Origin of the sequence: Pseudomonas sp. 273 (assembly GCF_029201425.1) — a bacterium.
Classification (GTDB): Bacteria; Pseudomonadota; Gammaproteobacteria; order Pseudomonadales; family Pseudomonadaceae; genus Pseudomonas; species Pseudomonas delhiensis.
This window is the reverse complement of the sequence record NZ_CP116775.1, coordinates 2,326,972-2,350,447: the sequence shown is the minus strand read 5'-3', so window position 1 is coordinate 2,350,447 and position 23,476 is coordinate 2,326,972. Positions and strand designations below refer to the sequence as shown.

Sequence of the window (23,476 nt, the reverse complement as noted above, 5' to 3'; positions counted from 1 at the left end):
GTCACTTGCCCTCCTTCTGGGACAGGCGCAGCAGCATCAGGCGTGCGGCGGCGAGGACGATGAAGGTGACCACGAAGAGCAGGAAGCCCAGGGCGATCAGCGAGGAGCGGTGCAGGTCGGTGTAGGCCTCGTTGAATTCGTTGGCGATCACCGAGGCGATGGAGCTGCTGGGCATCAGCAGCGAGGCGGAGAAGTGCTGCGAGTTGCCCAGCACGAAGGTCACCGCCATGGTCTCGCCCAGGGCGCGGCCGAGGCCGAGGAAGATGCCGCCGACCACCGCCGAGCGGGTGTAGGGCAGGACGATGTCCCAGACCACTTCCCAGGTGGTGTTGCCCAGGGCGTAGGCCGATTCCTTCAGGGTGGTCGGTACGCTGTGGAACACTTCGTTCATCACCGAGGTGATGAAGGGGATGATCATGATCGCCAGGACGATGCCGGCGCTGAGCATGCCGATGCCCAGCGGCGGGCCCTGGAACAGGCCGCCCACCAGCGGCAGCGCGCCCAGGTAGTCGTTCAGCCAGGGGGCGATGTGCTGGGCCATGAACGGGCCGAAGACGAACAGCCCCCACATGCCGTAGATGATCGAGGGGATGCCGGCCAGCAGCTCGACGGCCGCGGCCACCGGCATGCGCAGCCACGGCGGCGCCAGCTCGGTGAGGAAGATGGCGATGCCGAAGCTGACCGGTACGGCGATCAGCAGCGCCAGGAAGGAGGTGACCAGGGTCCCGTAGATCGGCACCAGGGCGCCGAACTTGTTGTTCACCGCATCCCATTCGGTGCTGGTGAGGAAGTCCAGGCCGAAGTGCGAGAAGGCCAGGCTGCCGCCCCACAGGGTGGAGCCGGCGACACCGGCGAGCAGCAACAGCACGAGGATGGCGGAGCCGAACATGGCGTTGCGGAACCAGCGGTCGTGGCGCTGGTCGCGCTGGGCGCGGTCTTCGGCTTCGGCGGCCTTCAGGTTGGGCATGGCGATGGACGGGGAGGATTCGGTAGACATCGGTTCATCCAAGCAAGCGAACCGCCGCACGGGTGTTCCGGGCGGCGGTCCTGGTCATTCACCCGATCAGCGGGCGAAGTCCGACTTCCAGTAGCCTTCGATGCGCTTGACCAGGGATTCGGGCAGCGCCACGTAGTCCAGGGCGGCAGCCTGCTGCTGGCCGTTCTCCAGGGACCACTTGAAGAAGTGGAAGGCGGCCTGGGCCTGTTCCGCGTTCTTCGGTTGCTTGTACATGATGATCCAGGTGGTGGCGGTGATCGGCCACGCGCTGTCGCCCGGGGCGTTGGTCATCAGCAGGTTGAAGTCCTGGGCGTTGGCCCAGTCGGCGGTGTCGGCGGCAGCCTGGAAGCTCTTGGTGTTCGGCTCGACGAACTTGCCGGCGGCGTTCTTCAGCGACGCGTAGGCCATCTTGTTCTGCAGGGCGTAGGCGTATTCGACGTAGCCGATCGAGTTCTTGATCTGCTTGACGTAGGCGGAGACGCCTTCGTTGCCCTTGCCGCCCATGCCGACCGGCCAGGGTACGGTGGTGCCGAAGCCGATCTTGTCCTTCCACTCGCCGCTGACCTTGGACAGGTAGTTGGTGAAGTTGTAGGAGGTGCCCGAGCCGTCGGAGCGACGAACCACGGTGATCTTGGTGGCCGGCAGTTTCAGGCCCGGGTTCAGGGCGACGATGGCCGGGTCGTTCCAGTCGGTGATGCTGCCGAGGAAGATCTTGGCCAGGACTTCACCGTCCAGGTGCAGCTTGCCCGGCTCGACGCCGTCCAGGTTGACCACCGGCACGATGCCGCCGATCACGCTGGGGAACTGGCCCAGGCCGGCGGCCTTCAGGTCGTCGGCCGACAGCGGGGCGTCGGAGGCGCCGAAGTCGACGGTGGCGGCCTTGATCTGGGCGATGCCGCCGCCGGAGCCGATGGACTGGTAGTTGATGCGATTGCTGGAGGACTTGCTGTATTCCTGGGACCACTTCGACAGCACCGGGTAAACGAAGCTGGAGCCGGCGCCGGTGACATCAGTGGCATGGGCCAGGCCGGTCAGGGCCATGGAAGCCAGCAGGACGGACAAGCGGGTTTTGCTGAGCAGCATCACGTCAATACCTCAATATGGGAGGAAGTCCGGGAAGTCCCCGGTTGGTTAGAAGACGTGATGATTTAATGCCGCCAATGTGTACGCTTTATGACAGCGAGATTAATAATCTGCGTACTGGCAACTTAATGGCAGCGCGGCTGTCCCGGCGCCCCTCCGCAACTCGGCGCGCCAGGGCCGCCAGGGGCTAACGCGCCCTGCGCACCCGGCCGCGCGGCAAGCGCCGGCCGGGTGCGTGGCGCGCCGGTCAGGCCGGCGCCGCGGCCAGGCGCGGGCGACGGTCGCCCCCGCGGTTCTTGCGGACTTCGCGGCGTTCGCGGAAGTCCAGCTCATCCATGGCCTCCATGCGTTCCTGCAGGTCCTCGATCTCCTGGGGGTCAACAGCTTGCGCGTCCTGTACATGGACACCTCCGCATGCAAGTTCCTCACAGCATTAGAGTGGCACGCGGCGGCGAAGATTCCACTCAGCGCAGTTCCTGCACCAGGCTCGACAGGGTCGAGAGCACGGCGCCGGCCAGGCGCTTGGTGCGCGCACCGCTCCAGCCGGTGCGCGCATCGGGGGCTAGGTCGTGGTCCTTGAAGGGCATCTCCAGGGTCAGCGCCAGGCACTGGTAGGTCTCGCCGACGTGGTTGCAGGCCAGGGTCATGTTGGCCTTGCCCGGCGCGCTGCGCGGGTAGCCGTGGACGCTCTGGAACTCGCCGCATTCCTCCAGGCGCTTGCGGAACTCCGCTTCCAGGCGCGCCTGGCGCTCGCTGTAGCCGGGGTTGCCCTCGCAGCCGGCGGCGAACACATAGGGGATTTCCTCGTCGCCATGGATGTCGAGGAACAGGTCGACGCCCTGCTGGCGCATGTGCGCCTGGACGAACAGCACTTCCGGGCTGGTCTCGGCGCTGGGCGAGCCCCAGGCGCGGTTGAGGTCGGTGCCGGCGGCGTTGGTGCGCAGGTGGCCGCGGAAGGCGCCGTCGGGGTTCATGTTCGGCACCAGGTACAGCTCGGCGTGCTGCAGCAGGTGGTCGAGTTCCGCATCCTGCTGCTGCAGGCGCTCGATCAGGCCTTCCATGAACCACTCGGCCATGTGCTCGCCGGGGTGCTGCTGGGCGATCAGCCACAGCTTGCGCGTGGCCTGCGGGTTGCGACGGATGCGCAGCAGCGGGATGTCGCGGCCCTCGATGCTGCGCCCGGTGGCCACCAGCTCGGCGCCGGCCTGCTCGATGGCCTGGCGCACCAGGGCGGCGTGGCGCTCGCGGCGGTAGGGCTCGAAATAGGCGAACCAGGCCTGCGGTTGCTCGGCGTCGAGGCTGAAGTGCAGGGTCTGGCCGTCGTAGCGGGTATCCACGCGGAACCAGTCGCGCTGGTCGTAGGAGGCCACGGCGCGGTAGCCCGGCCAGCCGCCGGGGTAGCTGGACTGCCCGGCGTTGGTCAGGCTGAAGCCGTAGCGCCGGCCGGGGGTCAGGCCGCCGGCACGGAAGTGGAACCACTGGAAGTGCGGGCTCTTCAGGTCCGGGCGCAGGGCCAGGCGCACGTCCTGTGGGTCGCTGGCATCCAGCACCTGGATGTTGCCGCTGTCGAAGTCGCAGCCAATCTCCATGAATCCTCCTCGGGCAAAAGCGGATGCAAAACCGCTATCTTGCGGCGCCCTGCCCCGGCTGTCACGAACCGGCCCCGGAAAAACCGGGCCGAGGACACACAGCCCCTGCGACGCAACGGCGCACCCCGCAAGCTCGATGAAAACCGCGTGGCAGAGCCATTTACCGGCGGTTTCCCGGAAGATTGCCGGCAATTTTCCCGTTTCCAATGCGACAACCTTGTGCACAAAAGCGACAGGCGTTGTGACTTTTTGCACGGCTCGCGGTGTCAATGGGCTGTACAGATCGGACGGATCAGTGAAGCGCCGTCCCCTTGACAGAGCAATGGATGACCTGCGCAGAGAGTGTAACCACCATGAACGCGACCCTTCGTTTCAACGAGGCTCTGCTGATCACCGGACGAGCCTTCCAACCCTTCCACTGCGTCACCTGGATCGACCAGTCCGGCGGCGACGGCAGCCTCGACCTGTCCGTCCTCGACCGCACCGGTACCCGCCTGCTGGGCCTGACGCGCATCCCCTGCACCGAATACTCCGACCCGGCCCGCCTGGCCGACCTGCTGACCCAGGCGCGCGAGGAACTGAATCGCGAGGGGTATGACCTGCAGGAATGGCATATGCCCGAGTGAGGGCCTGGCCTCTGGCCCGGAGCTGAAAAGCGCCGTTTCTCGCGGGGAGGGAAACGGCGTTTTTTTATTTCCGGTGAGGGGAAGAGGCTGTTGTAGGAGCGAGGGGGACGCCTGGTTCTTGCTCGAGAATCTTGCTTCTGTGCTCCGACCTCCCCTCGTCATTCCCGCGAACGCAGGAAGCCAGTGGCTTGGGGTTTGGTGTAGCGCGCCGCTCCGAGTCTGCGGAGATTTTTTGTTTCGCCCCCTCGGGCGAGTCCCTTTTGTCAAACGCCACAAAAGGAACCAAAAAGGCTTGCCCCGCCATACGGGCCCGATGGAGCCGGGCTACCCTCGCGAACTCCCCCGCCACGGAGGCCCGCCCGAGGGTACGTCCCTGTAGCCCATCGGGGCTCTCGCGACATCCATGTCGCATGACCTCCTGAGCGCCGGTTTCGCTCGGCCTTCTGAAGGGGCGTTCCGGTGCGCTTGGAGGTTTCTCTGGAAATCCGTAGGGCTCATAACGCCTACGGCGTTATCCGCCATCGTCGTCGGGCATCGGTGTTTGGGCTAACGGCGGATAACCGCGAACGGTTATTCGCCCTACGAGTTTGCCGGCTGACTCTGCGTTATCCGACAGCTCGGGACAGCCCCCTCTCCCTTCAGGGAGAGGGTTGGGGAGAGGGAGCGGACTTCGCCCACGCACCTCTGCCACCCCTGACGCCGTCCCCCTCCCTAACCCTCCCCGCAAGCGGGAGAGGGGACCGTCCGGCGTGGTGGGAAACCACGAAGCTCCCGGACTCCCCGTAGGGCGCATAACGCCTACGGCGTTATCCGCCGAATCGCGGACAGAGTCCGCAATTGAACTCCCAGGCCGCGCTGGGCCCTCCGGGAGCGCCGGCAAACGATTGGCAAGATCCGTGGGCTACCTGGCATTGTCGCCACACCACGCCAGGCGCACACTCCCGGCAAACCCCGGGAGCCATCCGCCATGCCCGCCACCCGCTGCATCGCCAGCCTGATCTACCCCGACGTGATGAGCCTGGACGTCACCGGCCCGCTGCAGGTGTTCGCCTCGGCCAACGTCGAGCGCCAGCGCCAGGGCCTGCCGGCGCCTTACCAGCTGCTGGTGCTGGGCGAAAACGAAGGCCCGGTGGCCACCTCCGCCGGCCTGCGTATCTGCGCCGACGCCGCCTGGGGTGACACGGATGCCGCCGGGCTCGACACCCTGCTGGTGCCCGGCGGCCTGGGCGTGGAGGCACAGTGCGCCAATGCCGCGCTGCTGGCCTGGCTGCGCGTCGCCGAGGGCCAGGTGCGGCGCCTCGGCTCGGTGTGCTCCGGCGCCCTGTTGCTGGCCGCCGCCGGGGTGCTCGACGGGCGCACCGCCACCACCCACTGGGCCGACGTCGATACCCTGCGCGCGTGCCACCCCGCGGTCCAGGTGCAGGGCGACCGCCTGCACACCTACGACCCCAGCCGCCGCGACGGCGACGACCACGTGTTCACTTCCGCCGGGGTCACCGCCGGCATCGACCTGGCCCTGGCGCTGGTGGAGGCCGACCTTGGCCGCCCGCTGGCCCTGGCCGTGGCCCGGCGCCTGGTGATGTTCCTCAGGCGCCCCGGCGGCCAGGCGCAGTTCAGCGCCTGGCTGACCCCCGAGCCGGTGCGCGCGCCGCGCCTGGCCGCGCTGCTGGAGTGGATCCCGGCCAACCTCGGCGCCGACCTGTCGCTGGAAGCCCTGGCCGAGCAGGCCTGCATGAGCCCGCGCACCCTCTCGCGGGTGTTCATCGGCGAGCTGGGCGTGGCGCCGGGGCGCTACGTCGAGAAGGTCCGCCTGGAAGCCGCCCGCGCCCTGCTGCAGGACGCCCGGGCGTCGATCGCCACCGTGGCCCGGCTGTGCGGCTTCGGCCACCCGGAGAACCTGCGGCGCACCTTCCACAAGCACCTGGCGGTGAGCCCCCAGGAATACGCCGAACGCTTCGGCCAGCACGCCGACGCCTGATCCCCAGCCAGAAGGACCTCGCCATGCTCGAACTGCGCCCCACCTGCGAATGCTGCGACCGCGAGCTGCCCGGCGACAGCCCGGACGCGCGCATCTGCACCTTCGAATGCACCTTCTGCCGCGACTGCGCCGAAGGTGTGCTCGGCGGCCAATGCCCGAACTGCGGCGGCGAGCTGCTGCAACGGCCGCGCCGCCCGGCCGACGCGCTGTTGCGCCACCCGGCCTCGACGCAGCGGGTACTCAAGCCCGGCGGCTGCCAGGGTTGAGGGCGCGGACATGCTGCTACTGCGCAACGGCGCGCTGCGCCTGCTGTTCCTCGGCCAGGCGCTGTACTGGTCCTGCTCGCTGATCGGCATCACCCTGACCTCGCTGATCGGTGCGCAACTGGCGCCGCTCAACAGCCTGGCCACCCTGCCCCTGGCCCTGCTGGTGCTGGGCAACCTGCTGGCGGTGCAGCCGCTGTCGCTGTTCATGCAGCGCCACGGCCGCCGCCCCGGGCTGATGCTGGGTGCCGCCGGCGGCGTGCTCGGCGGGCTGGCCTGCGCCCTGGGTGTGCAGCTTGGCTCGTTCGCCCTGCTGTGCCTGGGCGCCTTGCCCATCGGCGCCTACCAGGCCTCGGCCATGTACTACCGCTTCGCCGCGCTGGAGGCGGTGGGCGAGGCCGAGAAGGGCCGCGCCAGCGCCTACGTGATCGGCGGCGGCGTGCTGGCCGCGCTGCTGGCGCCCAGCCTGGCGCTGTGGGCCCGGCAGGCGCTGCCCACGCCCTTCGTCGGCGCCTACCTGGCCATCGCCGCACTCGCGCTCGTCGGCCTGCTGCTGATGGCGCGGCTGCGCGAAGGCGCCGCGCCGCGCCCGCCCCATGGCGGCCTGGCGGCGATGCGCGCGCTGCTCGGCCGGCCGCTGGTGCGCGCGGCCATGGCCTGCACCGCCGCCGGCCACGGGCTGATGATCCTGATCATGAACGCCACGCCGCTGGCCATGCAGTTCTGCGGGCTGTCGCTGGAAAGCTCGGCGAGCGTGATCCAGTGGCACATCCTCGGCATGTTCCTCCCGGCCTTCGTCGCCGGCCCGCTGGTGGACCGCCTCGGCAGCCGCCGCGTGGCCCTGCTCGGCATCGCCCTGCTGGCGGCCAGCGCCGGCGTGGCCCTGGCCGGGCTGGACCATGGCCACTTCCTGGCCAGCTCGCTGTTGCTGGGCATGGGCTGGAACCTGATGCTGGTGGCCGGCACCACCCTGCTCGGCGAGGGCCATGGCGCGGAGGAACGCGGCCAGGCGCAGGGGCTGATGGAACAGGGCAACAGCCTGATGGCGGCGCTGATGTCGTTCAGCTCCGGCGCGCTCATCACCAGCCTGGGCTGGAGCGCGGTGAACCTGCTGGTGTGGCCGGTGCTGGCGTTCGCCCTGGCGCTGCTCTGGCCGGCGCGCCGACGCCAGCCGGCCAGCGCCTGAGCCACGGTATTCCTCCCCCCGTAGGAGCGGACCTTGTCCGCGATAGCCGGCCATCCCGGCGCGATTCGCGGATGAGATCCGCTCCTACGCTGCCCCACCCACGCCATTCCATGTAGGAGCGCGCCCTGCGCGCGAATCGCGGGCAGGGCCCGCTCCTACAGGTCGCCGGGAGACACGGTATTCCTCCCCCGTAGGAGCGGACCTTGTCCGCGATAGCCGGAGGTCCCGGCGCGATTCGCGGATGAGATCCGCTCCTACGCTGCCCCACCCGCGCCATTCCCATTGTAGGAGCGCGCCCTGCGCGCGAATCGCGGGCACGTACAGGCAAGCACGGCTTCTCGTAGGAGCGAGCTTGCTCGCGAACAAACGCGGTGCCATGCGGTTCGCGAGCAAGAACTAGGCGTCCCCCTCGCTCCTACGAAGAGCACGGCCGCGGGGGCTTTTGTAGGATGGGTTGAGCGAAGCGATACCCATCACCGCGACCGCGTGCAACACTGCCACGCGCACAAAAAAGCCGCCCCGAGGGGCGGCTTTTTGTCGAAACACCCACCACTCAGTAGTAGGCGTTTTCCTTGTTGCTGTGGTCGGTGACGTCGCGCACGCCCTTCAGTTCCGGGATGCGTTCGATCAGGGTCTTCTCGACGCCGTCCTTGAGGGTCATGTCGACCATGCCGCAGCCCTGGCAGCCGCCGCCGAAGCGCAGCACGGCGATGTTGTCCTCGACCACCTCGACCAGGCTGACCTGGCCGCCGTGGCTGGCGAGGCCGGGGTTGATCTCGGTCTGCAGGTAGTAGTTGATGCGTTCGTTGATCGGGCTGTCCTCGTTGACCATCGGCACCTTGGCGTTCGGCGCCTTGATGGTCAGCTGGCCGCCCATGCGGTCGGTGGCGTAGTCGACGACGGCGTCTTCCAGGAAGGGCTCGCTGATGCCGTCGATCCAGGCGGTGAAGTCCTTCAGGCCGACCGGGGTGTCTTCCGGCTTCTGCTCGCCCGGCTTGCAGTAGGCGATGCAGGTTTCCGCATACTGGGTGCCCGGCTGGGTGATGAAGACGCGAATGCCGATGCCCGGGGTGTCCTGCTTGGCCAGCAGTTCGGCCAGGTAACCCTGGGCAGCTTCGGTAATGGTGATGGCGCTCATGGCAACTCCTCGCAAACGTGGGGGCAGTTTACGCCATTCGCCCCACCCGGATAAAGCCCTACCAAATTAGTAGGAATAGTTCGCAAGTAGCGGCTTCAGGCGGCAGGCTCCAGGCCGCAGGCTTCAAGCCGCTCTTGCCTGCCGCCTGTAGCCTGCTGCCTGCCGCCGCCTCAAAGGTTTTCGTAGCGATTCATGTCCAGAACCCCCGCCTCCACCGGCTCGGTCTCGCGCAGGTAGGCGTCGAGGTCGTGGAAGTAGGACCAGAACTGCGGGTGGCTGCGGCGGATGCCCCAGCGCTCCACCACCTTGTCGAAGTCTTCCTGGCCCTGCACCCGCTCCAGGGCCGTGACGAAGTCGCCGGCCTCCTCCGCCTTGAGGTCGAACATGAAGTTCGGGTAGCTGGAGAGCACGCCCGGGTAGATGGTCAGGGTGTCCAGCCCCGGCTGGTAGCGCAGCGACTCGCCGAGCATGAAGGCGACGTTGCTGTGGGCGCGGTTGCGCAGCGCCGTGTAGATCTCGCGTTTTCCGCCGGGCAGTTCGACGCGCAGGATGGTCGCCTCGGGGAACTGCTCGATCACCTTGAGCCCCGCCGCCGGGCGGCTGACCAGGCGGCTGAAGGCCTGTTCGGCATCCTGCAGCGCTCGCGGGGCCTTCGGCCGGTAGCAGCCGCCATCCTGGCATAGGTTGATCGGGTCGGGCCGCGCGTCGAGGCTGGCGTAGCGGCTCAGCAACTGGACGGCGAAGGCGTTCTTGGCGCCCTTCTCCGGCAGGTCCAGGCCGGTGGGCGCGTCGTTGTCGAGGTTCTGGTAGTCCAGCCACATCTTCAGCCTGCCACTGTTCTGGTACCAGTCGTCGAGCAGGTGCTCGCGCGCGGCCACCGGCATCAGGCGCAGGAAGTTCTGCTCGGCGCCGTTGCGGATCAGGTCGAAGTACAGCCGCGTCTGCGCCTGGTGCGAGACGTTGCCGTAGACGTCGAAGTTGACCACCAGTTGGTAGTAGGTGCGCTCCAGCAACGGGTAGTCCATCCACCATAGCGTCTGCGGGATGCCGCCGATCAGGCCCTTGCGCACCGAGGCGCTGTCGTATTGGCGGAAGATCGACAGCAGCGCGTTGTCGTTGCCGTGCCAGATGTCCGCCCAGGTCGGCGCCGGGGCGTCCTCGTAGGCGTCCAGGCGCAGCGCCTCGTATTCGTTGCGCTTGTCGCGGTAGCTGGTCCATTGCTGGAGCATCTGGCCCATGTCGTCGATCTGCCCGGGCAGGCCGAGCAACGGCGTGGCCTTGGCCCGGTAGGCCGGGTCGGTGACGTAGAGGTCGTGGGCCGGGTCCTGGAAGATGGCCCAGAAGTTGTCGCGGATCACGTCGGTGGCGATCTGCCCGCGGCACACCGGGCCGCGGATGAAGGTGCGGACGAAGTACTCGGCGTTGTCCAGCATGAACTGGTAGCGCGAGCGCGGCGGGATGGCGGCGAAGGTCTCGAAGGGGTTGGCGCGGTGCTGCAGGCCGTAGCCGGGCACCTTGTCGGCCGTCCAGGCGTCGGCGAAGAACAGCTCGCGGGTGTGCGCCAGCCTGGCCGGGCTCAGCGGGTAGGTGATGTGGGTCTTGTGCACGATCACGCCCTGGATCGGCCACAGGCGGTAGTAGAAGGCCGCCCCGGGGTCGTCGTTGGGCCGCCGCGTGGCGATGGGGTCGATGGGCTGGCCGCTGGGCGTGCGCGAGCGCACCAGCTGGAAGAAGTGCCCCGGCGCGCCCTGGTCCTCGAAGTACAGGTGGGCGAGGAACAGGTGCTCGTAGAGCCAGCGCGAAACCAGGCTCTCGCGGGCGCCGGGCTGGTTCAGGAAGCGCTCCCATTCGCCGATCTGCCGTGCCTCGCCGGCGCCGGGCTGCCAGGCCTGCTCGTCCACCGGCGCGCCCTCGGCCAGCCATTTCTTCAGGGTGGCGTACTGCGCATCGCTCAGGCCGGTGACGGCGAAGGGCATGCCGCTGCGCGGGTTCTTCTGCACGAAGTCGTCGATGCTGTCCGGCGTCGGGCACTGGTTGCTGCGGTTGATCGACAGGTCCAGGCCCTCGGGGATCTTCGCGTTGGGCACCAGCGGGTGGGCGTGGCCCAGGTCGAGCATGCGCTGCATCAACGCGGCCTGGCCGCCGCGGGCGTCCAGCACCGACCAGAAGTCCTTGCGCCGCCAGGCGTCGGCGCCATGGGCATCGAGGAACAGGCGGGTGGTTTCCTGGGCCCTGGTGCGCGTGCCGTCGTACACCGGCAGCTTGTTGGCGCCGCGCTGGGCGCCCTCGGCGGCGCTCAGGTTGAGCTGGCACGGCGAGTCGTAGCAGGCGTGGCAGGCCACGCACTTCTCGGTGAAGATCGGCTGTATGTCCTTGCTGTAGGAAATGCCGGCCGCCTGGGCAACGGCTGAAAGCAGCATGAACGCAATGGTCAACGCAAAGGATGCGCGCAAGGACATCTGGTACTCCCTACCTCGTGAATAGGCGGATTCTAGCGGCTCCGCGGGCGTTTGCGGCCAATCGATGGCCGGTCCAACATGAGCCGCGCTCATGTAAAAGGCCGGTCAGCTCAAATCCCCTGCAGGTTTGCTATCATCAGCGACCCTTTGTCACGCCCTTTTCCAGGTAGTTCCCATGTCCGACCGTGCCGCCCGCCAGCAAGCCCTGCAGAAAGCCCTGAAGGAGCGCATCCTCATCCTCGATGGCGGCATGGGCACCATGATCCAGAGCTACAAGCTGCAGGAAGAGGACTACCGCGGCACCCGCTTCGCCGACTGGCCGAGCGACGTGAAGGGCAACAACGACCTGCTGCTGCTCACCCGCCCGGACGTCATCCAGGCCATCGAGAAGGCCTACCTGGACGCCGGCGCCGACATCCTCGAGACCAACACCTTCAACGCCACCCAGGTGTCCCAGGCCGACTACGGCATGGAAGCGCTGGTCTACGAACTGAACGTCGAGGGCGCGCGCCTGGCCCGCGAAGTGGCCGACGCCAAGACCCTGGAGACCCCCGACAAGCCGCGCTTCGTCGCCGGCGTGCTGGGCCCGACCAGCCGCACCTGCTCGATCTCCCCGGACGTCAACGACCCGGGCTTCCGCAACGTCACCTTCGACGAGCTGGTGGAGAACTACAGCGAGGCCACCCGCGGCCTGATCGAAGGCGGCGCCGACCTGATCCTGATCGAGACCATCTTCGACACCCTCAACGCCAAGGCGGCGATCTTCGCCGTGCAGGGCGTCTACGAGGAACTCGGCTTCGAACTGCCGATCATGATCTCCGGGACCATCACCGACGCCTCCGGCCGCACCCTGTCCGGGCAGACCACCGAGGCCTTCTGGAACTCGGTGCACCACGCCAGGCCGATCTCCGTCGGCCTGAACTGCGCCCTGGGCGCCAAGGAACTGCGCCCGTACCTGGAAGAGCTGGCGACCAAGGCCGACACCCACGTCTCCGCCCACCCCAACGCCGGCCTGCCGAACGCCTTCGGCGAGTACGACGAGACCCCGGCGCAGATGGCCGAGGTGGTCGAGGAGTTCGCCGCATCCGGCTTCCTCAACATCATCGGCGGCTGCTGCGGCACCACCCCGGCGCACATCGAGGCCATCGCCAGGGCCGTGGCCAAGTACCCGCCGCGGGTCATCCCCGAGATTCCCAAGGCCTGCCGCCTGTCGGGCCTGGAGCCCTTCACCATCGACCGCAGCTCGCTGTTCGTGAACGTCGGCGAGCGCACCAACATCACCGGCTCCGCCAAGTTCGCCCGGCTGATCCGCGAGGAGAACTACGCCGAGGCCCTGGAAGTGGCCCAGCAGCAGGTGGAAGCCGGCGCCCAGGTGATCGACATCAACATGGACGAGGGCATGCTGGATTCGAAGGCGGCCATGGTCACCTTCCTCAACCTGATCGCCTCCGAGCCGGACATCTCCCGCGTGCCGATCATGATCGACTCCTCCAAGTGGGAGGTGATCGAGGCCGGCCTGAAGTGCATCCAGGGCAAGGGCATCGTCAACTCGATCTCCATGAAGGAAGGCGTCGAGCAGTTCAAGCACCACGCCCGCCTGTGCAAGCGCTACGGCGCCGCGGTGGTGGTGATGGCCTTCGACGAGGCCGGCCAGGCCGACACCCAGGCGCGCAAGGAGGAAATCTGCCAGCGCTCCTACGACATCCTGGTCAACGAAGTGGGCTTCCCGCCGGAAGACATCATCTTCGACCCGAACATCTTCGCGGTGGCCACCGGCATCGAGGAACACAACAACTACGCGGTCGACTTCATCAACGCCTGCGCCTACATTCGCGACAACCTGCCCTACGCGCTCACCTCGGGCGGGGTGTCCAACGTGTCCTTCTCGTTCCGCGGCAACAACCCGGTGCGCGAGGCCATCCACTCGGTGTTCCTCTACTACGCCATCCGCAACGGCCTGACCATGGGCATCGTCAACGCCGGCCAGTTGGAGATCTACGACGAGATCCCCAAGGAGCTGCGCGACAAGGTCGAGGACGTGGTGCTCAACCGCAGCCCGGACGCCACCGAGGCCCTGCTGGCCATCGCCGACAACTACAAGGGCGGCGGCGCGGCCAAGGAAGTGGAAGACGAGGAATGGCGCAGCCATAGCGTCGAGAAGCGCCTGGAGCACGCCCTGGTCAAGGGCATCACCACCTACATAGTCGAAGACACCGAGGAATGCCGGCAGAAGTGCGCACGGCCCATCGAGGTCATCGAAGGCCCGCTGATGAGCGGCATGAACGTGGTCGGCGACCTGTTCGGCGCCGGCAAGATGTTCCTTCCGCAGGTGGTCAAGTCGGCCCGCGTGATGAAGCAGGCGGTGGCCCACCTGATCCCCTTCATCGAGGCGGAAAAGGGTGACAAGCCCGAGGCCAAGGGCAAGATCCTCATGGCCACGGTGAAGGGCGACGTGCACGACATCGGCAAGAACATCGTCGGCGTGGTGCTGGGCTGCAACGGCTATGACATCGTCGACCTGGGCGTGATGGTGCCGGCGGAGAAGATCCTGCAGACCGCCATCGCCGAGAAGTGCGACATCATCGGCCTGTCCGGGCTGATCACGCCGTCGCTGGACGAGATGGTCCACGTCGCCAAGGAAATGCAGCGGCAGAACTTCAGCCTGCCGCTGATGATCGGCGGCGCCACCACCTCCAAGGCGCATACCGCGGTGAAGATCGACCCGCAGTACAGCAACGACGCCGTGGTCTACGTCACCGACGCCTCGCGCGCGGTGGGCGTGGCCACCACCCTGCTGTCGAAGGAAATGAAGCCCGACTACGCCCGCAAGCTGCGCGAGGAGTACGCCGAGGTCCGCGAGCGCACCGCCAACCGCAGCGCGCGCACCGAGCGCCTGAGCTACGAGGCGGCCATCGCCGCCAAGCCGCAGTTCGACTGGGCCGGCTACCAGCCGCCGGTGCCCTCCTTCACCGGCGTGAAGGTGCTGGAAGACATCGACCTGGACGTGCTCGCCGAGTACATCGACTGGACGCCCTTCTTCATCTCCTGGGACCTGGCCGGCAAGTACCCGCGCATCCTCACCGACGAAGTGGTCGGCGAGGCCGCCACCAGCCTGTTCAACGACGCCCAGGCGATGCTGCGCAAGCTGATCGACGAGAAGCTGATCCGCGCCAAGGCCGTCTTCGGCTTCTGGCCGGCCAACCAGGTCAACCACGACGACCTGGAAGTCTACGCCGACGACGGCCACAAGCTGGCCACCCTGCACCACCTGCGCCAGCAGACCATCAAGCCCGACGGCAAGCCGAACTTCAGCCTGGCCGACTTCGTCGCGCCCAAGGGCAGCGGCGTGAAGGACTACGTCGGCGGCTTCATCACCACCGCCGGCATCGGCGCCGAGGAAGTGGCCAAGGCCTACGAGGCCAAGGGCGACGACTACAACGCGATCATGGTCAAGGCCCTGGCCGACCGCCTCGCCGAGGCCTGCGCCGAGTGGCTGCACGAGCGCGTGCGCAAGGAGTACTGGGGCTACCAGCCGGACGAGCACCTGGACAACGATGCGCTGATCCGCGAACAGTACGTCGGCATCCGCCCGGCGCCCGGCTACCCGGCCTGCCCGGACCACACCGAAAAGGGCACCCTGTTCCAGCTGCTGGACCCCAAGGGCCTGTCCGGCGTCACCCTCACCGAACACTACGCCATGTTCCCGGCGGCCGCGGTCAGCGGCTGGTACTTCGCCCATCCGCAGGCGCAGTACTTCGCCGTGGGCAAGGTCGACAAGGACCAGATCGACGCCTACAGCGCCCGCAAGGGCCAGGACGTGGCGGTCAGCGAACGCTGGCTGTCGCCGAACCTGGGCTACGACGCCTGATCCGCCTTCCAGGAGCGAAAGATGAAATACCTCACCCCCGAACAGATGGAAAAACCGCGCAAGCGCCGCCTGCGCAAGAAACTGCGCCTGGCCGAGTTCAAGGAACTGGGCTTCAGCCTGGAAGTGCACTACAGCGGTGACCTGGACGAAGTGCTCGACCAGTGGATCGCCTTCGTCGAATCCCAGGGCTGGCTGTTCGTCGGCGGCGCCACCGAGGACGGCGAGTTCACCGGCTACCTGTGCCTGAACGCCGTCGGCAGCCTCGACGAAGCCGACCGCGAGACCGTCCGCCAGTGGCTGCAGAGCCAGGCCTGGTGCACCTCCTCCGAACTGGGCGAGCTGAGCGACTGCTGGCACGGGTTGCTGGACTGAGGCAATCGCGGACGGAGTCCGCTCCTACGGGATATATGCCGTGCCCATCGGCAACCTGTAGGAGCAGGCCCTGCCTGCGATTTCGCGCGCAGGGCGCGCTCCTACAGGGGAATGGCATGGGTGGGGCGGCGTAGGAGCGGATCTCATCCGCGAATCGCGCCGGTGGTTCCGGCTATCGCGGACAAGGTCCTCCTACGTTGCAGGCGAGCATGGCTCGCTCCTACGAAGAGCACTTCGGTAGAGCCTGTAAGACAGTTGCTCCTACACCATCCCGGAGGAAAGCGTCAGCCGTCGCCGGACCCGGGCCCGCGCGACGACCGAGCGGGCAACGCCGGCCGCCTTACGCTAGGCTTTGCTGCGAGGGGCTCGGTCACCGGCGCGCCGTCGCCCTCGACCAACAATCGCCGGATCACCTGCAGTTCGGGGACGCCATGCTAGAGCGCGAGCGCCTTCGCAATATCCTCTGCCTGGGGCTGCCGATCATCGGCGGCATGCTCAGCCAGAGCCTGCTCAACCTGGTGGACGCCGCCATGGTCGGGCACCTCGGGGAAAAGTCCCTGGCCGGCGTGGGCATCGGCAGCTACGCCAATTTCGTCGCCATCTCCCTGGTCATGGGCCTGGGCGCCGGCGTCCAGGCGCTGGTGGCGCGGCGCCGCGGCGAGGGCCGCGACGGCGACCTGGCCACCCCGCTGAACTGCGGCCTGCTGGTGGCCCTGGGCCTGGCCCTGCCGATCGCCCTGGTGTGCCTGCTGTTCGCCGAACCCATCGTCCGCCTGCTGTCCCACGACCCCGAAGTGCTGGCCGTGGGTGTGCCCTACTTCGAATGGCGCGCGCTCTCGGTGCTGGCCGTGGGCCTGAACTTCGCCTTCCGCGGCTACTGGAACGGCACGCGGCGCTCGGGCACGTACATGCGCACCCTGGTGGTGATGCACCTGGCCAACGCCGCCATCAGCTACAGCCTGATCCACGGCCTGTTCGGCCTGCCGCGCATGGGCGCGGTGGGCAGCGGCCTGGGCACCACCCTGGCGCTGTACCTGGGCTCGGCGATCTACGCCTGGATCACCTGGCGCGACGCCCGCCCCCACGGCTTCCTCGCGCGCCTGCCCAGCGAGCGGGAAATCCGCGTGATGCTGCGCCTGTCGCTGCCCAACTCGCTGCAGCAGTTCTTCTTCGCCGCCGGCATCACCCTGCTGTTCTGGATCATCGCCCAGGTCGGCACCCGCGAGCTGGCGGTGGCCCACGTGCTGATCAACCTGGCGCTGTTCCTGATCCTGCCCGGCATCGGCCTGGGCATGGCGGCCACCACCCTGGTCAGCCAGTGCATGGGCGAGGGCGACTTCGACAGCGCCCACCGCTGGGGCTGGGACGTGGTCAAGGTCGCCGCCTGCGGCCTGGCGCTGCTGGGCACGCCGTTCTGGATGTTCCCCGAGGCGATCCTGCGGCTGTTCGTCAGCGACCCGGCGCTGATCGAGCTGGGCCGCGTGCCGCTGATGTTCACCGGGCTGGGCATGGTCATCGACGCCACCGCCCTGGTGCTGACCCAGGCGCTGCTCGGCGCCGGCGCCACGCGCACGGTCATGGCGGTCAGCCTAGGCAACCAGTGGCTGTTCTTCCTGCCCCTGGCCTACCTGGTCGGCCCGGTGCTGGGCGGCGGCCTGCTGGCGATCTGGAGCATGCAGATCCTGCAGCGCGGCCTGGCCTCGGCGATCTTCGCGGTGATGTGGCAGAAACGCCAGTGGACGCAGATAGAACTCTGAGGCCGGCTATGCTTTCCGGCAGCTAAGGAGGCTTCCATGAACGACGATTCACAGAACCGCCCGCCGAGCTTCTGGCAGATGCTGCAGAGCGTGCTGGCCGCCGCCTTCGGCGTACAGAGCGGGAAGAACCGCACCCGCGACTTCAGCCATGGCAAACCCAGCCACTTCATCTTCCTCGGCGTGGCCTTCACCCTGGTCTTCGTCCTGCTGCTCTATGCCCTGGTGCGCCTGGTGCTGCACCTGGCGGGGGTCTAGTCGAGCAGGGGCCGCAGGCTGAAGCGGTAATCCTTCTGCCCGGGGTGCAGGGCCAGGCTGAGCGCACGGAAATCCACGCCATAGCCGGGGCGCGCCAGGCTGCTGCGCAGCTTTTCCGCGCGCCTCTTGTCCAGCAGGATGAACACCGGCAGCTGGCGGTCCTTGCCGCCGTGGACAGCGAAGTCCACCCCGGCGTCGTAGTCGTGCAGCAGCACCATGGTCCAGCCGCCGAGGGTGAAATGGCCGCTCATGGCCACGCTGATGCTGCCGTCGACCACCGCCGAAAGCAGCTCCTGGGAATTGTTCAGGCCGCTGAACAGCATGTCGCGCCCCGGCACGTGGCCGGCCTCGCGAGCCGCCTTCATGGCGCCGAAGGCCATCTCGTCGTTGGCCGACCAGACCAGCCGAACCTGCGGGTAGCGGCGCAGCAGCTGCTGCGCCTGCTCATAGGCGCGCTGGCGGTCCCAGCCGCCGTACACCACCTGCAGCAGCCGGGCCCGCGGGAAGTCGGCCAGCGCCCGGCGCATGCCCTGCTCGCGCAACTGCGCCACCGGCGCCTGGGCAAGCCCGGAGAAGGCCAGCAGGTCCAGCCCCCGCCCCGCCGCCGTGCCGGCCTTGAGCAGGCGGTGGGCCATCAGGTAGCCCGCCTCCTCCTCGTTGGCCACCAGGCTGCCGATCCAGTTGCGGTAGCGCTCGCGGCTGCCGCCGACGATGCGCTGCTGGTCGGCGGTCAGCATGTGATTCACGGTGAACAGGCGCACGGGGGTATCGGCGAACAGGCGCAGCAGCTCCGGGCCGATGTAGCCCTCGTTGGTGAACACCAGGTAGTCGGGGAGCCGGCCGTCGCGCAGCAGCTCGCGCGCCTGCTGCAGCGAGCGCTGCGGGTCGCGCTCGGCGTAGAGCACGCGCAACGGCATGCCCAGGTCGTCGGCGGCGGCCTGCATGAAGCGGGTATAGCTGACCCAGTAGGGTTCGTCGGACCGTCCCGGGTTGAGGAACACCACCGACGCCGCCTGGCTGCCCAACGACAGCAACAGACCGGCGACCAGCAACCAGGACCTGCACAGAAGACTCAAGAACCCACACCCCACCGACCAGAAGCCGGTGAAGTATAGCCATTTGCCTTCATTGTGTTCGCTCAACCCTGACCGGTGGAGCGAAAATTACTGATGGCTCACCCAGAATATCGCCGTAGCCACCACCAGCAGGATGAGGATGAAGGCCGCGCGGGCGTCGATCACGCTGTCGCGATTGTCGTTACGGGATTCTTCGCTCATGTTTCCCCCATTTGTTCTTGCTGTTTTCGGTGGACCCACCAGCAGTTAAGACCAGGGCACGGGCAGCGACAAGGCGCGGCCCTTCATGCAGGCGGCGAAACCGGCTAGGCTGGGGCGATTTCCGCAACAAGAACAAGGCGTCACCATGGAAAACCTCTCCCTGCAAGACCGCGCCGCGCCCGAAGGCATCTGCTACGGCTGCGGCGGCAGCAACCCCCACGGCCTGCACATCAAGAGCTACTGGCACGAGGACGGCATCCACGTCATGGCCGAGCACCTGCCCGAGGCCAAGTACACCGGCTGGCCGGAACTGGTCTACGGCGGCCTGATCGCCATGCTGGTGGACTGCCACTCGAACTGGACGGCCATGGCCTACCACTACCGCGCCGAAGGCCGCGAGCCGGGCAGCCTGCCGCGCCTGGACTGCGTCACCGGCCACCTCGGCATCAAGTTCATCAAGCCCACCCCGATGGGCGTACCGCTGACCCTGCGCGCGCACGTGGAGGGCGAGCTGGGGCGCAAGAGCCGGATCATCTGCGAGGTGTATGCCGGCGACGTGCTGACCGCCATCGGCGACTCCATCTTCGTCCGCGTCGATACCGCCCGGCTGGGCGACCAAGCCCACGGCCGCGAGGGCTGAGGGAACCTGCGAGGGGCCTGCGGCCAGGCTCCGCGCCCCTTTCGCGGCACCTGCCGGCGGAGAAGGTTGCGATGGATACGGCGCTTATATCAGAAAGTTCTCGCCATATACTCAAACTTCACTTTTACGCATATTCCCTAACTGGTATCTTGCCCGCCACTCCGCGTGGAGCGCGTTGCCGTGCGCGCTCGGAAGCGCAGTACGCCCGAGCGCTATAGCCTGACAGCAGGATTTTTCATGTACGTATATGACGAATACGATCAGAGGATCGTAGAGGATCGCGTCAAGCAGTTCCGCGATCAGACCCGCCGCTACCTGGCGGGCGAACTGACCGGCGAGGAATTCCGCCCGCTGCGTCTGCAGAACGGCCTGTACATCCAGCGCTACGCGCCGATGCTGCGCATCGCCGTACCCTATGGCCTGCTCGCCTCGCGGCAGGTGCGCAAGCTGGCGCAGATCGCCCGCGACTACGACAAGGGCTACGCCCACATCAGCACCCGCCAGAACGTGCAGTTCAACTGGCCGGAACTGGAGGACGTGCCGGAGATCCTCGCCGAGCTGGCCACCGTGCAGATGCACGCGATCCAGACCAGCGGCAACTGCATCCGCAACACCACCACCGACCAGTTCGCCGGCATCGCCCGCGACGAGCTGGTGGACCCGCGCCCCTGGTGCGAGATCATCCGCCAGTGGTCGACCTTCCACCCCGAGTTCGCCCACCTGCCGCGCAAGTTCAAGATCGCCGTCAACGGCGCCGTGAGCGACCGCGCCGCCATCGAGGTGCACGACATCGGCCTGGAAGCGGTGAAGAACGAGGCCGGCGAGCTGGGCTTCCGCGTGCTGGTCGGCGGCGGCCTGGGCCGTACCCCCATCGTCGGCAGCTTCATCAATGAATTCCTGCCCTGGCAGCACCTGCTGTCGTACCTGGACGCCATCCTGCGCGTGTACAACCGCTACGGCCGCCGGGACAACAAGTACAAGGCGCGCATCAAGATCCTGGTCAAGGCGCTGACCCCCGAGGTCTTCGCCGAGAAGGTCAACGCCGAGTGGGCGCACCTCAAGGACGGCCCCAGCACCCTGACCGAGGCGGAAGTGCAGCGCGTCGCCGTGCATTTCGTCGACCCGGCCTACAAGGCCCTGGAAGACCAGGATGCCGCCCTCGCCGCCCTGGATGCCGAGCACCCCGGCTTCGCCCGCTGGCGCGAGCGCAACACCTTCGCCCACAAGAAGCCCGGCTACGTCGCCGTGACCCTGTCGCTCAAGCCCACCGGCGTGGCCCCGGGCGACGTGACCGACAAGCAACTGGACGCCATCGCCGACCTGGCCGACCGCTACAGCTTCGGCGAAGTGCGCAACAGCCATAACCAGAACATCATCCTCGCCGACGTCGAGCAGGCGCAGCTGTTCACCCTCTGGGGCGAACTGCGCGAGCTAGGCTTCGCCAGCCCCAACGTGGGCCTGCTGACCGACATCATCTGCTGCCCGGGCGGCGACTTCTGCTCCCTGGCCAACGCCAAGTCGATCCCGGTGGCCGAGGCCATCCAGCGCCGCTTCGACGACCTCGACTACCTGTTCGACATCGGCGACATCGACCTCAACATCTCCGGCTGCATGAACGCCTGCGGCCACCACCACGTGGGCCACATCGGCATCCTCGGGGTGGACAAGAAGGGCGAGGAGTTCTACCAGGTGTCCCTCGGCGGCAGCGCCGGCCGCGACGCCAGCCTGGCGCAGATCCTCGGCCCGTCCTTCGCCCAGGACCAGATGGCCGACGTGATCGAGAAGCTGATCAAGGTCTACGTCGAACGGCGCACCGAAGAGGAACGCTTCCTCGACACCTACCGCCGCATCGGCATCGACCCCTTCAAGGAGCGCGTATATGCAGCGAATCATTAAGCACCGCGAAGTGGTCGACGACCGCTGGCACCTGCTGCCCAAGGACGCCCCCCTGGAAAGCGTGCCCAACAGCGACGACGTGATCATCCCGCTGAACCTGTGGCTGGAACACGGCCCCGCCCTGCGCGGCCGCGACGGCGGCCTGGGCGTGTGGCTGGACGCCGACGAGGAGCCCGAGGCCATCGCCGGCGACCTGGACAGGTTCCAGGTGATCGCGGTGAACTTCCCGGCCTTCACCGACGGCCGCGGCTTCAGCACCGCGCGCCTGCTGCGCGAGCGCTTCGGCTACAAGGGCGAAGTGCGCGCCATCGGCGACGTGCTGCGCGACCAGCTGTTCTACATGCAGAGCTGCGGTTTCGACGCCTACGCCATCCGCGCCGACCGCGACCCGCATGACGCGCTGGCCAGCCTGGAGGACTTCAGCGAGGTCTACCAGACTTCGGTGACCCAGCCGCAGCCACTGTTCCGCCGGCGGCAGTTGGCCTGATCGGTAGCGACATGAAAAAGCCCCGCCCTGCAGGCTGTGTGAAAAACCGAGCGGCTCTTCGAAGAGCGCGTTCCTACGTGAAATCTGAAGAGGCTTGGCTATTCAGCCAATCCAGAATCCACGTAGAAACGCGAAATCCAGGTTGTTTTTTAACCAGTGGGACCGATCCTGAGGTTTTCACACAGCCTGCCTGGCGGGGCTTTTTCGTTTCCCGCTCCTCGTAGAATGGCGTTTTCCGGCGGCCACGGTGCTTGTGGTTATCTCCGCGCCCTCTCCCCAGCCCTCTCCCTGAAGGGCGAGGGGGCCGTCCTGAGCGGCTGGAGAATCAGGCGTCATCCTGACCCGTAGGGCGCATAACGCCTATGGCGTTATCCGCCATGATCGCGGACAGAGTCCGCTCCTACAGTTCCAGGAAGCACCGTCGTAGGAGCGGACTCCGTCCGCGATTGGATTCACCCGCCACGCCGGACACCCCGGTGGCACGGATGGCGGCGGATAACCGCGAACGGTTATTCGCCCTACGGCTGGGCAGGGTCGTAGAAACAACGGCCTTGCAGACCACGCCGTGTTGCTCTTCGTAGGAGCGAGCTTGCTCGCGAATGGCGCTTGCCGGCGGCCACGGTGCCTGGGGTTGGCTCCGCGCCCTCTCCCCAACCCTCTCCCGCAAGCGGGAGAGGGGGCCGTCCTGAGCGGCTGGAGAATCAGGCGTCATCCTGACCCGTAGGGCGCATAACGCCTACGGCGTTATCCGCCATGATCGCGGACAAAGTCCGCTCCTACAGTTCCAGGAAGCACAGTCGTAGGAGCGGACTCCGTCCGCGATTGGATTCACCAGCCACACCGGACACCCCGGTGGCACGGATGGCGGCAGATAACCGCGAACGGTTATTCGCCCTACGGTCGGCAGGATCGTAGGAGCGGCCTCGCCAACCGCACCGGACTCCTAGCCCCCTCCCCTACGCCCTCACACTCTCCCACGCGATCTGCGCCAACAGGTCGCGGCAATCCGCCAGCTCCACCCGGGTGCGGCCGGCCAGCCAGTTGCGCACGTAGTCGTGGGTGGGGCCTATTACTACCGAGTTGAACAGCTCGAAGGGCATTTCGCGGAAGGCGCCGGCCTGGCGGTGCACGGCCAGCAGCTCGGCGATGCGCCGGCCCTGCTGGCGGTTGGCCTCGCGCAGTTGCTCGCCCATCTCCCCCGCCTCCACCCGGCCGCGGTTGTGCAGGATGAAGCGGGCCCAGTCCGGGTGCGCCACCACCCAGTCGATGTAGCAGGTGACGAACAGCTTGACCGTGGCCTCGGCGCCCATGCCCTCCCGCAGCCCGGCGTCGAGCAGGGCCGCGTATTGGCCGATGCCTTCCAGGTAGAGCGCGCCGATGATCCGCTCGCGGTTGCCGAAATGGTGGTACAGGCTGCCGATGCTGGCGCCGGAGCGGTCGCGGATCATCTCGATGGTGGTGGCGTCCACGCCGGATTCGCTGAAGCAGGCCAGCGCGGCCTGGAGGATGTCGTCTTTGCGGGAAGCTCGGCCCATGGGTTTCCTTGTGCGGATCGTTTCTAGAATATTTTTCTAGAATTAATTTCTAGTCTTCGTATACTGCCCT

The 23,476-nt window shown here is 67.3% G+C and carries 18 protein-coding genes; 11 read left to right on the top strand and 7 right to left on the bottom strand.

The window, feature by feature from the left end; translation table 11 throughout:
* Position 1 precedes the first annotated feature (1 nt).
* The 3 genes from pstC to PKO50_RS11285 all read right to left on the bottom strand — a co-directional run bounded on the left by pstC (position 2) and on the right by PKO50_RS11285 (position 3,669).
* Entirely contained in the window at positions 2–997 is a 996-nt protein-coding gene (gene pstC, locus PKO50_RS11295) for a phosphate ABC transporter permease subunit PstC (protein ID WP_275629716.1), read from the bottom strand.
* Between the two features lie 66 nt (positions 998–1,063).
* On the bottom strand, positions 1,064–2,080 hold the full coding sequence (gene pstS / locus PKO50_RS11290) for a phosphate ABC transporter substrate-binding protein PstS (protein ID WP_275629715.1): 1,017 nt from the start codon (positions 2,078–2,080) through the stop codon (positions 1,064–1,066).
* A 464-nt stretch (positions 2,081–2,544) separates the two neighbouring features.
* Complete coding sequence (locus PKO50_RS11285) at positions 2,545–3,669, bottom strand: M14-type cytosolic carboxypeptidase (RefSeq protein WP_275629714.1); 1,125 nt, start codon at positions 3,667–3,669, stop codon at positions 2,545–2,547.
* A gap of 353 nt (positions 3,670–4,022) precedes the next feature.
* On the opposite strand from PKO50_RS11285, the gene PKO50_RS11280 reads away from it, so the two are divergent.
* From PKO50_RS11280 to PKO50_RS11265, 4 genes are all read left to right on the top strand, one after another.
* Positions 4,023–4,295, top strand: coding sequence for a hypothetical protein (locus tag PKO50_RS11280; RefSeq protein ID WP_009619255.1), 273 nt, complete (start codon positions 4,023–4,025; stop codon positions 4,293–4,295).
* 967 nt (positions 4,296–5,262) lie between these two features.
* Positions 5,263–6,273 (top strand): GlxA family transcriptional regulator, encoded by a 1,011-nt coding sequence (locus tag PKO50_RS11275; protein WP_275629713.1) that lies wholly within the window; start codon positions 5,263–5,265, stop codon positions 6,271–6,273.
* A 23-nt stretch (positions 6,274–6,296) separates the two neighbouring features.
* The gene (locus PKO50_RS11270) at positions 6,297–6,539 is read left to right on the top strand and encodes a DUF1272 domain-containing protein (RefSeq protein WP_275629712.1); all 243 of its coding nucleotides are present in this window, start codon (positions 6,297–6,299) and stop codon (positions 6,537–6,539) included.
* Between the two features lie 13 nt (positions 6,540–6,552).
* Positions 6,553–7,722, top strand: a complete 1,170-nt coding sequence (locus PKO50_RS11265) for an MFS transporter (RefSeq protein WP_275630466.1) — start codon at positions 6,553–6,555, stop codon at positions 7,720–7,722.
* Between the two features lie 553 nt (positions 7,723–8,275).
* Here the strand turns inward: PKO50_RS11265 and nfuA are convergent.
* Positions 8,276–8,860, bottom strand: a complete 585-nt coding sequence (nfuA, locus tag PKO50_RS11260) for a Fe-S biogenesis protein NfuA (protein WP_089390328.1) — start codon at positions 8,858–8,860, stop codon at positions 8,276–8,278.
* A gap of 170 nt (positions 8,861–9,030) precedes the next feature.
* A complete protein-coding gene (locus PKO50_RS11255; protein ID WP_275629711.1) occupies positions 9,031–11,319 on the bottom strand; it encodes a fatty acid cis/trans isomerase in 2,289 nt (762 codons plus the stop codon).
* A 175-nt stretch (positions 11,320–11,494) separates the two neighbouring features.
* On the opposite strand from PKO50_RS11255, the gene metH reads away from it, so the two are divergent.
* From metH to PKO50_RS11235, 4 genes are all read left to right on the top strand, one after another.
* Complete coding sequence (gene metH, locus PKO50_RS11250; RefSeq protein WP_275629710.1) at positions 11,495–15,187, top strand: methionine synthase; 3,693 nt, start codon at positions 11,495–11,497, stop codon at positions 15,185–15,187.
* A gap of 21 nt (positions 15,188–15,208) precedes the next feature.
* Positions 15,209–15,559 (top strand): 50S ribosome-binding protein YggL, encoded by a 351-nt coding sequence (locus PKO50_RS11245; RefSeq protein ID WP_089390325.1) that lies wholly within the window; start codon positions 15,209–15,211, stop codon positions 15,557–15,559.
* 431 nt (positions 15,560–15,990) lie between these two features.
* A complete protein-coding gene (locus PKO50_RS11240) occupies positions 15,991–17,316 on the top strand; it encodes an MATE family efflux transporter (RefSeq protein WP_275629709.1) in 1,326 nt (441 codons plus the stop codon).
* 36 nt (positions 17,317–17,352) lie between these two features.
* Positions 17,353–17,571 (top strand): DUF2970 domain-containing protein, encoded by a 219-nt coding sequence (locus PKO50_RS11235; protein WP_275629708.1) that lies wholly within the window; start codon positions 17,353–17,355, stop codon positions 17,569–17,571.
* Here the strand turns inward: PKO50_RS11235 and PKO50_RS11230 are convergent.
* Entirely contained in the window at positions 17,568–18,638 is a 1,071-nt protein-coding gene (locus PKO50_RS11230) for an ABC transporter substrate-binding protein (protein WP_275630465.1), read from the bottom strand. The two genes, PKO50_RS11235 and PKO50_RS11230, sit on opposite strands and share 4 nt — an antisense overlap.
* Before the next feature lie 355 nt (positions 18,639–18,993).
* On the opposite strand from PKO50_RS11230, the gene PKO50_RS11225 reads away from it, so the two are divergent.
* The 3 genes from PKO50_RS11225 (at position 18,994) to PKO50_RS11215 (ending at position 21,871) form a co-directional block, all read left to right on the top strand.
* The gene (locus PKO50_RS11225) at positions 18,994–19,488 is read left to right on the top strand and encodes a thioesterase (protein ID WP_089390321.1); all 495 of its coding nucleotides are present in this window, start codon (positions 18,994–18,996) and stop codon (positions 19,486–19,488) included.
* A gap of 237 nt (positions 19,489–19,725) precedes the next feature.
* Positions 19,726–21,384 (top strand): nitrite/sulfite reductase, encoded by a 1,659-nt coding sequence (locus tag PKO50_RS11220; RefSeq protein WP_109934977.1) that lies wholly within the window; start codon positions 19,726–19,728, stop codon positions 21,382–21,384.
* Complete coding sequence (locus tag PKO50_RS11215) at positions 21,368–21,871, top strand: DUF934 domain-containing protein (protein ID WP_109934976.1); 504 nt, start codon at positions 21,368–21,370, stop codon at positions 21,869–21,871. Before PKO50_RS11220 ends, PKO50_RS11215 begins: the two co-directional genes overlap by 17 nt.
* Positions 21,872–22,827: 956 nt before the next feature.
* Here the strand turns inward: PKO50_RS11215 and PKO50_RS11210 are convergent.
* Positions 22,828–23,406 (bottom strand): TetR/AcrR family transcriptional regulator, encoded by a 579-nt coding sequence (locus tag PKO50_RS11210; RefSeq protein ID WP_043266837.1) that lies wholly within the window; start codon positions 23,404–23,406, stop codon positions 22,828–22,830.
* Positions 23,407–23,476: the final 70 nt, after the last annotated feature.